Source organism: Pseudomonas sp. T1.Ur, from assembly GCF_023516725.1.
Lineage (GTDB): Bacteria > Pseudomonadota > Gammaproteobacteria > Pseudomonadales > Pseudomonadaceae > Aquipseudomonas > Aquipseudomonas alvandae.
In genome coordinates this window covers 3,071,748-3,085,246 of record NZ_JAMGSN010000001.1, presented here as the reverse complement: position 1 = coordinate 3,085,246, position 13,499 = coordinate 3,071,748, and the positions used below count along the sequence as shown (strand labels likewise).

The 13,499-nt window shown below is 60.6% G+C and carries 14 protein-coding genes; 11 read left to right on the top strand and 3 right to left on the bottom strand.

Annotated elements, in window-relative coordinates; translation table 11 throughout:
• The first annotated feature begins 9 nt into the window (after nucleotides 1-9).
• The 8 genes from iolG (at nucleotide 10) to M8Q45_RS13580 (ending at nucleotide 9,032) form a co-directional block, all read left to right on the top strand.
• Nucleotides 10-1,020, top strand: a complete 1,011-nt coding sequence (gene iolG, locus M8Q45_RS13615; RefSeq protein WP_249875179.1) for a bifunctional inositol 2-dehydrogenase/D-chiro-inositol 1-dehydrogenase — start codon at nucleotides 10-12, stop codon at nucleotides 1,018-1,020.
• Between the two features lie 90 nt (nucleotides 1,021-1,110).
• Nucleotides 1,111-2,163 carry a Gfo/Idh/MocA family protein gene (locus M8Q45_RS13610; protein ID WP_249875178.1) on the top strand — a complete coding sequence of 351 codons (1,053 nt, stop codon included), beginning with the start codon at nucleotides 1,111-1,113 and terminating at the stop codon, nucleotides 2,161-2,163.
• Between the two features lie 142 nt (nucleotides 2,164-2,305).
• Nucleotides 2,306-2,458: a hypothetical protein gene (locus M8Q45_RS13605; protein ID WP_249875177.1), complete on the top strand. Its 153-nt coding sequence runs from the start codon at nucleotides 2,306-2,308 to the stop codon at nucleotides 2,456-2,458.
• Nucleotides 2,459-2,511: 53 nt separating this feature from the next.
• Complete coding sequence (locus M8Q45_RS13600) at nucleotides 2,512-3,435, top strand: sugar ABC transporter substrate-binding protein (RefSeq protein WP_249875176.1); 924 nt, start codon at nucleotides 2,512-2,514, stop codon at nucleotides 3,433-3,435.
• Nucleotides 3,436-3,508: 73 nt separating this feature from the next.
• Nucleotides 3,509-5,062 (top strand): sugar ABC transporter ATP-binding protein, encoded by a 1,554-nt coding sequence (locus M8Q45_RS13595; RefSeq protein ID WP_249875175.1) that lies wholly within the window; start codon nucleotides 3,509-3,511, stop codon nucleotides 5,060-5,062.
• A 282-nt stretch (nucleotides 5,063-5,344) separates the two neighbouring features.
• On the top strand, nucleotides 5,345-6,367 hold the full coding sequence (locus M8Q45_RS13590) for an ABC transporter permease (RefSeq protein WP_030141285.1): 1,023 nt from the start codon (nucleotides 5,345-5,347) through the stop codon (nucleotides 6,365-6,367).
• A gap of 481 nt (nucleotides 6,368-6,848) precedes the next feature.
• The gene (locus M8Q45_RS13585; RefSeq protein ID WP_030141286.1) at nucleotides 6,849-7,253 is read left to right on the top strand and encodes a TraR/DksA family transcriptional regulator; all 405 of its coding nucleotides are present in this window, start codon (nucleotides 6,849-6,851) and stop codon (nucleotides 7,251-7,253) included.
• A gap of 171 nt (nucleotides 7,254-7,424) precedes the next feature.
• Nucleotides 7,425-9,032, top strand: coding sequence for a methyl-accepting chemotaxis protein (locus M8Q45_RS13580; RefSeq protein ID WP_249875174.1), 1,608 nt, complete (start codon nucleotides 7,425-7,427; stop codon nucleotides 9,030-9,032).
• A gap of 665 nt (nucleotides 9,033-9,697) precedes the next feature.
• Here the strand turns inward: M8Q45_RS13580 and M8Q45_RS13575 are convergent.
• The 3 genes from M8Q45_RS13575 to M8Q45_RS28620 all read right to left on the bottom strand — a co-directional run bounded on the left by M8Q45_RS13575 (nucleotide 9,698) and on the right by M8Q45_RS28620 (nucleotide 10,614).
• Nucleotides 9,698-9,934 (bottom strand): DUF2789 family protein, encoded by a 237-nt coding sequence (locus M8Q45_RS13575; RefSeq protein WP_249875173.1) that lies wholly within the window; start codon nucleotides 9,932-9,934, stop codon nucleotides 9,698-9,700.
• Nucleotides 9,935-10,024: 90 nt separating this feature from the next.
• Nucleotides 10,025-10,255, bottom strand: coding sequence for a hypothetical protein (locus M8Q45_RS13570; protein ID WP_181290429.1), 231 nt, complete (start codon nucleotides 10,253-10,255; stop codon nucleotides 10,025-10,027).
• Nucleotides 10,256-10,377: 122 nt separating this feature from the next.
• Nucleotides 10,378-10,614, bottom strand: a complete 237-nt coding sequence (locus M8Q45_RS28620; RefSeq protein WP_502940303.1) for a hypothetical protein — start codon at nucleotides 10,612-10,614, stop codon at nucleotides 10,378-10,380.
• 409 nt (nucleotides 10,615-11,023) lie between these two features.
• Between M8Q45_RS28620 and M8Q45_RS13560 the strand changes: the two genes are divergently transcribed.
• From M8Q45_RS13560 to M8Q45_RS13550, 3 genes are all read left to right on the top strand, one after another.
• Nucleotides 11,024-11,473, top strand: a complete 450-nt coding sequence (locus tag M8Q45_RS13560; RefSeq protein WP_217861986.1) for a hypothetical protein — start codon at nucleotides 11,024-11,026, stop codon at nucleotides 11,471-11,473.
• 188 nt (nucleotides 11,474-11,661) lie between these two features.
• On the top strand, nucleotides 11,662-12,672 hold the full coding sequence (locus M8Q45_RS13555) for an ABC transporter substrate-binding protein (RefSeq protein ID WP_249875172.1): 1,011 nt from the start codon (nucleotides 11,662-11,664) through the stop codon (nucleotides 12,670-12,672).
• A gap of 296 nt (nucleotides 12,673-12,968) precedes the next feature.
• Nucleotides 12,969-13,406, top strand: coding sequence for a DUF3995 domain-containing protein (locus M8Q45_RS13550; RefSeq protein ID WP_249875171.1), 438 nt, complete (start codon nucleotides 12,969-12,971; stop codon nucleotides 13,404-13,406).
• Nucleotides 13,407-13,499: the final 93 nt, after the last annotated feature.

The following is a 13,499-nucleotide window of genomic DNA, read 5'->3' as shown; positions in this document are numbered from 1 at the left end:
GAGTTCCACATGTCTTTGAAGCTGGGCGTCATCGGCACCGGGGCCATCGGCCAGGACCATATCCGTCGTTGCAGCCAGACCTTGCTCAACAGCCAGGTGGTGGCGGTGACCGACATCAACCTTGCCCAGGCGGCGAAAGTGGTGGCCGACCTGAAACTGACCGCCGAGGTCTACCCCGACGGCCATGCGCTGATCAAGGCGCCGGACGTCGAGGCGATCCTTGTCACGTCCTGGGGCCCGAGCCACGAAGAGTTCGTGCTGGCGGCGATCGCGGCGGGCAAGCCGGTGTTCTGCGAGAAACCCCTGGCGGTCACGGCCGAAGGCTGCCGCAAGATCGTCGAAGCCGAAGTGGCCCATGGCAAGCGCCTGGTGCAGGTCGGTTTCATGCGGCCGTACGATGAAGGTTATCGAGCGCTCAAATCGGTGATCGACAGCGGCCAGATCGGCGAACCGTTGATGCTGCACTGCGCCCACCGCAACCCGAGCGTGGGCGAGAACTACAAGACCGACATGGCGATCACCGACACCCTGATCCATGAACTGGACGTGTTGCGCTGGTTGCTGGCCGACGATTACGTGTCGGTGCAGGTGGTGTTCCCGCGCAAGAGCAGCAAGGCCTTGGCTCACCTGCGCGATCCGCAGATCGTCCTGCTGGAAACCGCCAAGGGCACGCGGATCGACGTCGAGGTGTTCGTCAATTGCCAGTACGGTTACGACATCCAATGCGAAGTGGTGGGGGACACCGGCATCGCGAAGCTGCCGGAACCGTCCCAGGTGCAACTGCGCAGCGGCGCCAAGCTGTCCAACGCGATCCTGATGGATTGGAAGGATCGGTTCATTGCCGCTTATGACGTCGAGTTGCAGGCCTTCATCGACGGCGTGCGCGCCGGGCAAGTAGGCGGGCCGTCGGCCTGGGATGGTTTTGCCGCGGCGGTGGCGGCGGATGCCTGTATCGAAGCACAGCAGAGTGGGCAGATCGTCAAGGTCGAGTTGCCGGAGCGGCCACGGTTCTATGGCTGAGCACATTCCCCTTTGGGCATGCAGTTCAACTGTGGGAGCGAGCTCGCTCCCACAGGGGATGGCATGTTCAATGACTGACAAGGAGTTTTCATGCGAATCGGACTGGTCGGCTATGGCAAGGGTGGGCGGTTCTTTCATGCGCCACTCATCAGCAGTCTGCCCGGCGCTACGTTCGTCGGCGTGGTGACCCGCTCCGCCGAGCGGCGCCAGCAATTGGCAACCGACCACCCCGGCGTCCAGGCCTTCGACAGCCTGGCGCAACTGGTGGCGGCAGGCGTCGATGCGGTGGTGGTGTCAACGCCGCTGGAGGCCCGTCCGGCCGTGGTGATGGACGCCATCGAGCACGGCGTCGCGGTGGTCAGCGACAAGCCTTTTGCCCTTGACGCCGCACAGGCCGAAGCGATGGTGCTGGCCGCGGAACGCCGCAACGTGCCGTTGAGCGTGTATCAGAACCGTCGCTGGGATTCGGATTTCCTGACCGTGCGCAAATTGCTCGCGTCCGGCGCCCTGGGGCAGGTCATTCGCTTTGAATCCAGCGTCGAGCGTTACTCGCCGACCTCGGTGGGCAAAGGCAGCGGCGGGGGATTCCTGCGGGACCTGGGCAGCCATCTGGTGGACCAGGCGCTGCAATTGTTCGGGCCGGTGACCAGGGTGTATGCCGAGCTGGATTATCGACAGCCGGGCCAGGCCTACGACAACGGTTTTTTCATGTCGTTGGCGCACGCGAACGGCGTGGTTTCGCACTTGAGCGGCAGTTGCGTGCAAAACGCTCCACGCCCACGTTTCCGGGTCAGCGGCAACGAAGGCTGCTATACCGTCGAAGGCCTCGACGGGCAGGAAGCCTTGGCATTGGCGGGGTTGAGCCCGGCCACCGAAGGCGAACGCTGGGGCGCGGAGGAGCACCGGCGCTGGGGCTGGTTCGAGCACGGTGCCGAGCGCGAGCGGGTGGCCTCGGAGCGGGGTTGCTGGCTGACGTTCTACCAGCGTCTCCAGGCAGCCTTGCAGGGCGACGGCCCCCTGCCGGTGGCGGCGCGCGATGCCTTGGCCACGACCCGTATCCTGGATGCGGCAAGGCACAGCGCGGAGCAGGGCGAGGTGGTGTGTTTATCAGCACCTGTAGGACATGGAATAAAAAACGAATAAAATTCTAAAATGAGTTGATATGGAAAATATTTTCCAATAAAGTCGATTCCAGGTTACCGACAACCCTGTCCGCGTTTATCCAGGCCTGCCCTGGATGGACGAAGGACGAAACAAAAACAAGAAACACAGCCAGGTACCGTCGATGAAAACCTTCAACCGCTCTGCGTTTCACTTGCCACTGTCCTTGCGCCTGTCCGCAATTCTTCCCTTGTTTGAATCCCTGTGCATCCAGCGCAAGGGCGCCGTGGTGTGCTGCATGCCCGGCGCCCCGATCGTGCGTTTGCCGCGTTCCTGAAGTCCGTCACGCCTTATCCATAAAACAAACAAAAAAGTGGAGAAAGAACGTTCATGAACACCAAGACTCGCATTGCCTCGCTGGCCCTGTCATTGATGTTCGCCAGCGGCGCTGCCCTGGCGGACCTGAAGATCGGCGTCAGCATGTCTCAGTTCGATGACACCTGGTTGACCTACCTGCGCGAATCCATGGACAAGAAGGCCAAGTCCCTGCCGGACGGCGTCACGCTGCAGTTCGAAGACGCGCGCAGCGACGTGGTCAAGCAACTGAGCCAGGTGGAAAGCTTCATCAGCCAGAAGGTCGACGCGCTCATCGTCAACCCGGTGGACACCGCCGCGACCCAGCGCATCACCAAGGCCGCCGTGGCCGCCGGTATCCCGCTGGTGTACGTCAACCGCCGTCCGGACGACCCGAAGCTGCCGCAAGGCGTGGTCACCGTGGCCTCGGATGACCTGGAAGCCGGGCGCATGCAGATGCAATACCTGGCCGACAAGATGGGCGGCAAGGGCGACATCGTGATCCTGCTGGGCGATTTGGCGAACAACTCCACCACCAACCGCACCAAGGGCGTCAAGGAAATCCTCGCCAAATACCCGGACATCAAGATCGAACAGGAACAGACCGGCACCTGGTCCCGGGACAAGGGCATGACCCTGGTGAATGACTGGCTCACCCAAGGCCGTGAATTCAACGCGGTGGTGTCCAACAACGACGAGATGGCCATCGGCGCCGCCATGGCCCTCAAGCAAGCGGGCACCAAGAAGGGCAGCGTGTTGATTGCCGGGGTCGACGGCACGCCGGACGGCTTGAACGCCATCAAGAAAGGCGACATGGCGGTCTCGGTGTTCCAGGACGCCAAGGGCCAGGCCGATGGCTCCATCGACACGGCGGTCAAAATGGCCAAGGGCGAGAAAATGGAATCCGTCGTGGTGCCGTATCGCCTGATCACGCCGGAGAACGTCGACCAGTTCAAGTGACGCCGCGCCTGGCCCACCACAACAATAAGCAGGCAAGGTCGCCGCGCCGACCTTGCCGAGGGAGTACCTGACCATGTTCGCATCTGCGACTGCTTCGAGCGCCCCGGCGGCAACGTTCCGGCCGGATGTATTACCCGACGAACCGTACCTGTTGGAGGTCGTCAACGTCAGCAAGGGCTTTCCCGGCGTGGTGGCGTTGTCCGACGTGCAATTGCGGGTGCGCCCTGGCTCGGTACTGGCCCTGATGGGCGAAAACGGCGCAGGCAAATCGACCCTGATGAAGATCATCGCCGGCATCTACCAGCCCGACGCCGGCGAGCTGCGCCTGCGCGGCAAGCCGGTCACCTTCGACACGCCCCTGGCGGCGTTGCAGGCCGGGATCGCGATGATCCACCAGGAATTGAACCTGATGCCACACATGAGCATCGCCGAGAACATCTGGATCGGCCGTGAACAGCTCAATGGCCTGCACATGGTCGACCACGGTGAAATGCATCGCTGCACCGCCCGGTTGCTGGAGCGCTTGCGCATCAAGCTCGACCCGGAGGAGCAGGTGGGCAACCTGAGCATTGCCGAGCGCCAGATGGTGGAGATCGCCAAGGCGGTCTCGTACGACTCCGACATCCTGATCATGGACGAGCCGACCTCGGCCATCACCGAGACCGAAGTCGCCCATCTGTTCTCGATCATTGCCGACCTCAAGGCCCAGGGTAAGGGCATCATCTACATCACCCATAAAATGAACGAAGTCTTTGCCATTGCCGATGAGGTGGCGGTATTTCGCGATGGCGCCTACATCGGCCTGCAACGGGCCGACAGCATGGACGGCGACAGCTTGATTTCGATGATGGTCGGACGCGAACTGAGCCAGTTGTTCCCGGTGCGGGACAAGCCCATCGGTGACTTGGTCCTGTCGGTGCGCGACCTGAGCCTGGACGGTATTTTCAAAGGCGTGTCGTTCGACCTGCATGCCGGGGAAATCCTTGGCATCGCCGGGCTGATGGGCTCGGGGCGGACCAATGTCGCCGAAGCGATCTTTGGCGTGACCCCGAGTACCGGTGGCGAGATCCTGCTGGACGGCCAGCCGGTGCGCATCACCGACCCGCACATGGCGATCGAGAAGGGCTTCGCGCTGTTGACCGAGGACCGCAAGCTCAGTGGCCTGTTCCCGTGCCTGTCGGTGCTGGAAAACATGGAAATGGCGGTGCTGCCCCATTACGTCGGCAACGGTTTCATCCAGCAAAAAGCCCTGCGTGCGCTGTGCGAGGACATGTGCAAGAAGCTGCGGGTCAAGACCCCGTCGCTGGAGCAGTGCATCGATACCTTGTCCGGCGGCAACCAGCAGAAGGCCTTGCTCGCTCGCTGGTTGATGACCAACCCGCGCATCCTCATCCTCGACGAGCCGACCCGCGGCATCGATGTCGGCGCCAAGGCCGAGATCTATCGGCTCATTGCCTACCTCGCCAGTGAAGGCATGGCGGTGATCATGATTTCTTCGGAGTTGCCGGAAGTGCTGGGCATGAGCGACCGCGTCATGGTCATGCACGAAGGCGACCTGATGGGCACCCTCGACCGCAGCGAAGCCACCCAGGAACGCGTCATGCAACTGGCGTCGGGCCTGTCCTGATGCCAGTCGTTCGGATCAATAACGTCGGGCAATAATCCCGTGGCGAGGGCGCTTGCTCCCGCTGGGGGCCCGTAGGAGCTGGCGAAGCCTGCGATCTTTTGATCTTTGATCTTTGATCTTTGACCTTTGATCTTTCGCTTGAGATCCGAGTGCCCTTGGAAAGATCGCAGCCTCGTTTCACTCGGCAGCTCCTACGCAGCTCCGACGCAGTTCCGACGCAGCTCCTACGGCGCAACCCAGGGGGGGCAAGCTCCCTCGCTACAGATAAAAAGGTAAATGGTTATGAACGCGATACTGGAAAACAAACCCGCGGCCGCACCGGCCAGGACGCGTCGGCGGTTGCCGACGGAACTGAGCATTTTCCTGGTGCTGATCGGCATCGGCCTGGTGTTCGAGCTGTTCGGCTGGATCATGCGTGACCAGAGCTTCCTGATGAACTCCCAGCGCCTGGTGCTGATGATCCTGCAGGTGTCGATCATCGGCCTGCTGGCCATCGGCGTGACCCAGGTGATCATTACCACCGGCATCGACCTGTCATCGGGCTCGGTGCTGGCACTGTCGGCGATGATCGCCGCCAGCCTGGCCCAGACCTCGGATTTCGCCCGGGCGGTGTTTCCTTCCCTGACCGACCTGCCCGTGTGGATCCCGGTGGTGGCGGGGCTCGGCGTGGGGCTGCTGGCGGGAGCGATCAACGGCAGCATTATCGCCGTGACCGGCATCCCGCCGTTCATTGCCACCCTCGGCATGATGGTCTCGGCCCGTGGCCTGGCGCGCTACTACACCGAAGGCCAGCCGGTGAGCATGTTGTCCGATTCGTACACGGCCATCGGCCATGGCGCGATGCCGGTGATCATATTCCTGGTGGTGGCGGTGATCTTCCACATTGCCCTGCGCTACACCAAGTACGGCAAGTACACCTACGCCATTGGCGGCAACATGCAGGCGGCGCGAACGTCGGGCATCAACGTCAAGCGTCACCTGGTGATTGTCTACAGCATCGCCGGGCTGCTGGCGGGGTTGGCCGGCGTGGTCGCCTCGGCGCGGGCGGCGACCGGGCAGGCGGGCATGGGCATGTCGTATGAGCTGGACGCGATTGCCGCGGCGGTGATCGGCGGCACCAGCCTGGCCGGTGGGGTGGGGCGCATCACCGGGACGGTGATTGGCGCGTTGATCCTTGGAGTCATGGCCAGCGGCTTCACGTTCGTCGGCGTCGATGCGTACATCCAGGACATCATCAAGGGCTTGATCATTGTGGTCGCGGTGGTGATCGATCAGTATCGCAACAAGCGCAAGCTCAAGCGCTAGGCTTTGTACGAAAAGTGCCTGCGCGACGATCATGCTGCGTTGAAAACAGGCTCGGAATGCTCATTGACAACCAGTCAAGTCGAACGCGACCCCGGCCGTTCCTCGCCTGTTTTCGCCTTGCCTGATCGCCGCTCGGCGACTTTTCATACAAACCCTAACGGTTTTTATGTGACAAAGCGCCACGCCTGACCCGCGTGGCGCTGCCATTTGTCTTCTTGATAAAGCCATTACAGCGAATTTCTTGTTATAAACGCACTCCGACGACCGGCGGAAGCCCGTTAAACGGCATTTGAAGCGCTTGTCGGACATTTTCCCCATGTTTTCTGTTGCTGAGGCCACAACTCGGCCTTAGACTGCCGCCCCTCGTAAATTGAGTGCCGGGTGGCGCTTGGAATAGACGGCGCCTTTCCGATGAGCGTGGCCGCTTGATGCGGGACGCTCCATAATTCGCCTTAATGCACGTTTTTTTATAGAGAAATCAATGACAAAGGAAAAGTTGCTGGCCATGCCGGCGGATGACTACATGAATGCCGAGCAACTGGCTTACTTCACCAAGCTGTTGCAGAACATGAAAGTCGAAACCCACGAGCGCATCGAACAGAACCGAATCGCCATTGAAAGCCTGGACAGCCCGGCCGACCCGGCGGACGCTGCTTCCGTAGAAGAAGAGCGCACCTGGCTGGTCAACGCCATCGATCGCGACCAACGCATGCTGCCGCAACTGGAGCAGGCCCTGGACCGCATCAACGATGAAAGCTTCGGCTGGTGCGATGACAGCGGCGAGCCCATCGGCCTCAAGCGCCTGCTGATCAGCCCGACCACCAAATATTGCATCGAAGCTCAAGAACGCCACGAGCAGATCGACAAGCACCAACGTCAGGCCTGATCCCCGTTTCTGGAAAAGATCGCAGCCCTTCATCCGAAGCTGCGATCTTTTTGCTTTCTGATCTTCACGCTTCTTGATCTGTAGCCGAAAACACGACTAATGGACCATGGATAATGGCTCGGTAGTGGCGTTTAATGCTGGCATAACAACGAGAAATGTGGGTGACGAAAAATGGCGACAGACGGATCTCTGGCGGCGACAGCGTCGGCCTCGGTGCCTGTGGCGCGCGGTACGGCGCGCTGGCTTGCGCCGACGTTGCAAAGCCTGGCGCTGGTTGTGTTGCTGTGCGGCGTGACGTTGGGCGGGTGGCCTTTGTACCTGGGCCTGCCCATGGCGATGCTCATTGTCTGGTTGCCACGTCTGCGCTCGCGCCTGGCCAATGTGCCGGCACAAGTGGCAAGCGACAGCCTGGCCGAGCTGACCCGCGACCTTTCCTATACCACCAGCCATAACGCACTGTCCGCGGCGGGCGTGGCCTATTCCGTCAAGCAGTTGGCCGGCAAGGTCCAGTCGCAACTGGGTGCCGCCGCGCAGATCGTCAGCAATGCCGAATCGATGATCGCCACCGAACAGGCCACCTCGCAGCTCAGTCAACAGGCCTTGGGGGCGGCCAGCGAGGCTCATCGCAGCAGCGTGGCCGGGCGCAGCGAGCTGGTGGAATCCATCAGTCGCATGCATCAGCTCAGCCAGCGCGCCAATGAAAGTCGTGAACTGATCGAAGCGCTGAGCGTGCGCAGCGACGAAATCCAGCGCGTGAGCCTGGTCATCCAGTCGATTGCCAGCCAGACCAATCTGCTCGCCCTCAACGCGGCCATCGAGGCCGCGCGGGCCGGTGAACATGGTCGTGGCTTCGCGGTGGTGGCCGATGAGGTGCGCGGTCTGGCCGGGCGCACCGCCGCGGCGACCGGCGAGGTCGGCGTGATGGTGGCGGACATCCAGCAGCGCACCGCGCAAGTCGTCGAGCAGATCCGTCAGTTGGCCGGCGACCTGGACAGCGGCGTGCAGCAAGTCGAGCACACGGGCCAGCATCTGGAAAATATCGCTCGCCTGGCGGCCGGCGTCGAAACCCAGGTCAGCGCCATCGCCCAAGGCACCGACACCAATCGCGAGCAACTCGACAGCCTGTTCCATGCCATCGAGCAAATGCGCGGTGACCTGGCCATCAGCGACCAGCAGACCCAGCGCCTGGCCGAAGCGGCCGTGCAGATGGAGGGCCAGGCCGAAACCATCAGCGAGCGCCTGGCCGAGGTGGGCCTGGACGATTATCACCAACGGGTTTATGACTTGGCCCGGGAAGGGGCCAGCCGGATTGCCGCGCAATTCGAGGCGGACATCGACCAGGGCCGCATCAGCCTGGACGATCTGTTCGACCGAAACTACCAAGCCATCCCCAACACCCATCCGGCCAAGTTCCAGACGCGTTTCGACCGCTACACCGACCAGGTGCTGCCGGCGATCCAGGAACCGTTGCTGGCGCGACATGAAGGACTGGTGTTTGCAATTGCCTGCACCCAGCAAGGCTACGTGCCGACCCACAACAACGCGTTCTGCCAGCCGCTGACGGGCGATCCTCAGGTGGACACGCTGAGCAACCGCACCAAGCGCAAGTTCTCCGACCGCACCGGAATTCGCTGTGGCAGTCACCAGCAGCCGGTGTTGCTGCAAACCTACACCCGGGACACCGGTGAGCTGATGCATGACCTGTCGGTGCCGATCATGCTCAAGGGGCGTCATTGGGGTGGGTTGCGGTTGGGCTATAAGCCGGAGAAGGCGCGCTGAGTCTCGACGCAACCTAGGCGATGAGCAAGCCCTTGTGGCGAGGGAGCTTGCTCCCGCTCGGCTGCGCCTTGTCGGAGCAGCGCAGGAGCTGCGTTGGAGCTGCGCAGGAGCTGTGTAGGAGCTGTGTAGGAGCTGCCGAGTGCAACGAGGCTGCGATCTTTACCCAACCACCTTAAATCTCAAGCGAAAGATCAAAAGATCAAAAGATCGCAGGCTGCGCCAGCTCCTACAGGCCAAGCTCCCGCGCGCGCCTGTAGGAGCTGCCGAGTGCAACGAGGCTGCGATCTTTACCCAACCACCTTAATCTCAAGCGAAAGATCAAAAGATCAAAAGATCGCAGGCTGCGCCAGCTCCTACAGGCCAAGCTCCCGCGCGCGCCTGTAGGAGCTGCCGAGTGAAACGAGGCTGCGATCTTTACCCAACCACCTTAATCTCAAGCGAAAGATCAAAAGATCAAAAGATCGCAGGCTGCGCCAGCTCCTACAGGCCAAGCTCCCGCGCGCGCCTGTAGGAGCTGCCGAGTGCAACGAGGCTGCGATCTTTCCCAGGCGCCTGAATTTCAAGCGACAGATCAACATCAAAAGATCGCAGGCTTCGCCAGCTCCTACAGAGCCGAGCGGGAGCAAGCTCCCTCGCCACAAGAGCAATTCTGCCGGTCTTCAGGCTTATTTCCCGTCGTGCAGACGCACGTTCAACTGGTCCACCAATACCGCCTCTTCGCCGTCTGCAAGCAGCCACTCCCGAAGCAGATCTTGCTGTTGACTCGACCAGAAAGGCGCATCGACCAACTTGGTATTCGGGTCCAGCGGGTGCGCCATGATGAAATCGTCGATGGCTTTGCCGTCCGAAGGCAGGCCGAGTTGGTCGAACAGGGTTTTGAGCTCGTGGGATGGTTGTTCCATTTTGTAGGACTCCTCTGGACTGCCGCCGTCATGGCGCCTCGGTTGCTTCCTTCTATCTGAGGCAAGCAGTCGTCAGGAGTTCGATCGGTTTCAAGCTTTCAGCGCACCTTCGTCGATGGCGCGCTTGAGGGCCTTCGCCGCTTCCCTGGCTGCCTGGGCGGCAACTTCCGGAGTCTTGAACCAGCGATCCTTTTCCACCTGGTGACAGGTGATGGCGGTCAACGGTGGTTTGGCGCGCATGACAATCACCGCCTGGAATTCGCCTTCGACCTCTCTGGCCTCGCCCCGAATAAAAAAATCACCGATATCAAGTTCCGTCACGTCGCGCTTCCCTTCTGCCTATGCGAAGACCGCCAATGAGCGGCGGTCTTTTTTGGGCAGCCAGTATGGCAGCAGTTGTCGTGGCACGGCTGAGTTAAGTCATGGACGGTTCATAAATGAGCTCAAGCGCGTCGTTCGAGGCTTCTGGCCAGATGGCAGGCTTCGTTGTGATCGGCGCGGAAACCTCTTACACGTCCAGTCGATGTTTCTTCGATGTGAAAAAAACACCTGCCGGCCAGGACAACCCTGTAACGCGGCTGGACCAACGCAATGGGCGGGTAATCGCCATCGTCAGCGGTCCCACGGGCTTGGGCAATACTGGGGGTGACAGGGCGGATCAGGGTAGTGAAGGTTGCCATGCGAATTCCTTTTCTATGGTTTACCGACGAATTGCCGGTTATTTCGAGTAGTCTGCGCGCCATCGGCTGCTCTAGAATCGACTACACCGTGGGGGCGGCTGTGCTATCTAAAGCAATTTTTTTTGGCCTCGATGTCAGAAAAAAGCTTTTTTAAGTGAGAAATTTCCCTAAAGTTAGTAGTCCCACCTTTTCCGATGGCCAGAGTGGTGTTTTCCTTCAGCCTCTGGTGACCGCCGGGAAAGGCAGCGAGAGCGACAATCCTTTAGTCTTCTCTCGCCCCGGGCCTGGGCACGCCGTTCACTTCGAATTCAACTTCCGGTCATTGCGACCATACGGGTTCTCGTGGTCCATCCTTCGCGGGTGGCCGTATAAAGATGGGGATGTTTCCTTGGCAGTAAGTAATCTCGACATGCATGCGTTATTTGTACTGGGTGATCTACGGGCAAAGCTGGTCAAGCTGTTCCAGTCACGTTTTGTCTACATCACCGAACAGACCGCCGAAGGCATCTATGTTGCCGAAATCGATACCGAGTCGGCGTTGGTGGTGGATGACAAGCCGCGGCTCGAGCTCAAGGTTGGTGATCATTTCCGCGCGGCAGTATTGCCCAGTCGCGAGGGTGGCAAATTTGAAATCAGGTTTCGCGAAATCAAGTTGACCGTCTATGGCCTTGGCGATTATGCGTTCGTCACGACTGCCGATGGCCATGCCATTCTCTTCAAGGAAGGGCACAGCGTGGTGACCGTATTTGCGGCCAATGAACAGTTGCAGGAAGGTTTGACCAAGACCTTGAAAGCGGTCACCGCCAAGGCGGCCAAATGGCGCAAAGGTGAACTTGTGACATTCAAGGCCAGCGAATAACAAGTGGCCGTTGATTGGCAGAAATGACGCATCGGGTTGATGGGCCTTCGCTCTTTCCCTTTCCCTAACAGTTTTAAAGGCTCTTGCTGGAACCTTGGCTACAGTCAATTGACTGAACTATTCAGAGGCTTGCGTCCGGTTCGCCAGTCTGTTCGGTTTATTGCTGTGTTCGGCATGAGGTATCAAGCATGAAACGAGTTCGACAGTGGTTGGCTGCCTGGGCCACCCTCGCTGTGTTGGTTTCACCCCTTCCGACGTCTGCTGCATCGGCGCCGATCCATTTCGCCGACCTGAACTGGGAAAGCGGCAGCCTGATCACCGATATCCTGCGAATCATTGTTGAAAAAGGCTACGGTCTATCGACCGACACGCTACCGGGGACGACCATCACTCTGGAAACCGCCCTGGCCAACAACGACATCCAAGTGATCGGTGAAGAATGGGCCGGTCGCAGTCCGGTGTGGGTCAAGGCCGAGGCCGAGGGCAAAGTGATTGCCCTGGGCGATACCGTCAAAGGCGCGACCGAAGGCTGGTGGGTGCCGGAATACGTCATCAAGGGCGATCCGGCCAAGGGCATCAAGCCCCTGGCGGCGGACTTGCGCAGCGTCGAGGACCTGGCGCGCTATAAGCACGTATTCAAGGACCCGGAAAGTCCCGACAAGGGCCGCTTTCTCAACAGCCCCATCGGCTGGACGTCCGAGGTGGTCAATAAGCAGAAGCTCAAGGCCTACGGCCTTTCCGACAGCTACGTGAATTTCCGCAGCGGTTCCGGCGCCGCGCTCGACGCGGAAATCACCTCTTCGATCCGCCGTGGCAAGCCCATCCTGTTTTACTACTGGTCCCCCACGCCGTTGCTCGGGCGATTCAAGCTGGTGCAACTGCAAGAACCGCCGTTTGATGCCGAGGCCTGGAAAACCCTGACCGATGCCGATAACCCCAATCCGAAACCGACCCGGTCCCTGGCGTCGAAGCTGTCGATTGGCGTGTCCGCGCCGTTCCAGCAGCAACACCCGGACATCGCCGAGTTTTTCAGCAAGGTCGACCTGCCCATCGAGCCGCTGAACAAGGCCCTGGCCGACATGAGCGAGAAGCGCACGCCGTCCCGCGAAGCCGCCGAGGCGTTCCTCAAGGCCCATCCCCAGGTCTGGCAGGCCTGGGTGCCCAAGGAAGTCGCCGACAAGGTTTCCGCCGGGCTGTAGCGAGCTCCTGCGCCAGTCCGTTGAACAGTTGATCCTGGGCAAGTCGTCATTCGCTGGAAACGGGCAATCTTTGCCGGTCCGGCGAAATGCCAAATTCGAGCTAGGCTTTGTACGAAAAGTCGCCGAGCGGCGATCAGGCAAGGCGAAAAAAGGCGAGGAACGGTCGGGGTCGCGTTCGACTTGACTGGTTGTCAATGAGTATTCCGAGCCTGTTTTCAACGCAGCATGATCGTCGCGCAGGCACTTGTCGTATAAAGCCTAGGATGAATGTTCAATCTTATTCAGGAGGCTGGCGAATGACGCTTTTATTGGCTCGGTCGCTGGTCGCAGTGTTTGCGACCATCAGCTTGATTCATTTGTATTGGGCGCTGGGGGGCCGTTGGGCGACTTCGGCGGTCGTGCCGCAGGTTCCGGTGAAGCAGGGCGGCACGCTGCAACCGGCTTTCAACCCATCGGGTTGGCTGACGCTGTTGGTGGCCCTCGCGCTGCTGATGATTGCGGTGCTGGTGTGCCTGCGGGTCGGCCTGATCGCGCCTCCGGTCACTCACCGGGCGTTGCAGTGGTTGATCAGTGCGATTGCCTTGCTGATGTTCGCCCGCGCCATCGGCGAGTCGAACCTGGTGGGCTTCTTCAAGGAGGTCAAGGACTCGACGTTCGCCCGGCTCGATACCTGGGTCTATTCGCCGTTGTGTGTCGTGTTGGGGGCAGGGTTGCTGGCGGTGGCGTGGGCTTGAGCGCTTGCCAGTCCCGTGGCAAAGGAGCTTGCTCCCGCTGGGCCTGTAGGAGCTGTGTAGGAGCTGCCGAGTGCAACGAGGCTGCGATCTTGT

Excerpts from the sequence above, each read along its gene's own strand:
- M8Q45_RS13600 (WP_249875176.1), top strand. The coding sequence starts at position 2,512 with ATGAACACCAAGACTCGCATTGCCTCGCTGGCCCTGTCATTGATGTTC.
- M8Q45_RS13595 (WP_249875175.1), top strand. The coding sequence starts at position 3,509 with ATGTTCGCATCTGCGACTGCTTCGAGCGCCCCGGCGGCAACGTTCCGG.
- M8Q45_RS28620 (WP_502940303.1), bottom strand. The coding sequence starts at position 10,614 with ATGGCAACCTTCACTACCCTGATCCGCCCTGTCACCCCCAGTATTGCC.
- M8Q45_RS13550 (WP_249875171.1), top strand. The coding sequence starts at position 12,969 with ATGACGCTTTTATTGGCTCGGTCGCTGGTCGCAGTGTTTGCGACCATC.
- M8Q45_RS13605 (WP_249875177.1), top strand. The coding sequence starts at position 2,306 with ATGAAAACCTTCAACCGCTCTGCGTTTCACTTGCCACTGTCCTTGCGC.
- M8Q45_RS13585 (WP_030141286.1), top strand. The coding sequence starts at position 6,849 with ATGACAAAGGAAAAGTTGCTGGCCATGCCGGCGGATGACTACATGAAT.
- M8Q45_RS13575 (WP_249875173.1), bottom strand. The coding sequence starts at position 9,934 with ATGGAACAACCATCCCACGAGCTCAAAACCCTGTTCGACCAACTCGGC.
- M8Q45_RS13610 (WP_249875178.1), top strand. The coding sequence starts at position 1,111 with ATGCGAATCGGACTGGTCGGCTATGGCAAGGGTGGGCGGTTCTTTCAT.
- M8Q45_RS13580 (WP_249875174.1), top strand. The coding sequence starts at position 7,425 with ATGGCGACAGACGGATCTCTGGCGGCGACAGCGTCGGCCTCGGTGCCT.
- M8Q45_RS13560 (WP_217861986.1), top strand. The coding sequence starts at position 11,024 with ATGCATGCGTTATTTGTACTGGGTGATCTACGGGCAAAGCTGGTCAAG.
- M8Q45_RS13555 (WP_249875172.1), top strand. The coding sequence starts at position 11,662 with ATGAAACGAGTTCGACAGTGGTTGGCTGCCTGGGCCACCCTCGCTGTG.
- iolG (WP_249875179.1), top strand. The coding sequence starts at position 10 with ATGTCTTTGAAGCTGGGCGTCATCGGCACCGGGGCCATCGGCCAGGAC.
- M8Q45_RS13590 (WP_030141285.1), top strand. The coding sequence starts at position 5,345 with ATGAACGCGATACTGGAAAACAAACCCGCGGCCGCACCGGCCAGGACG.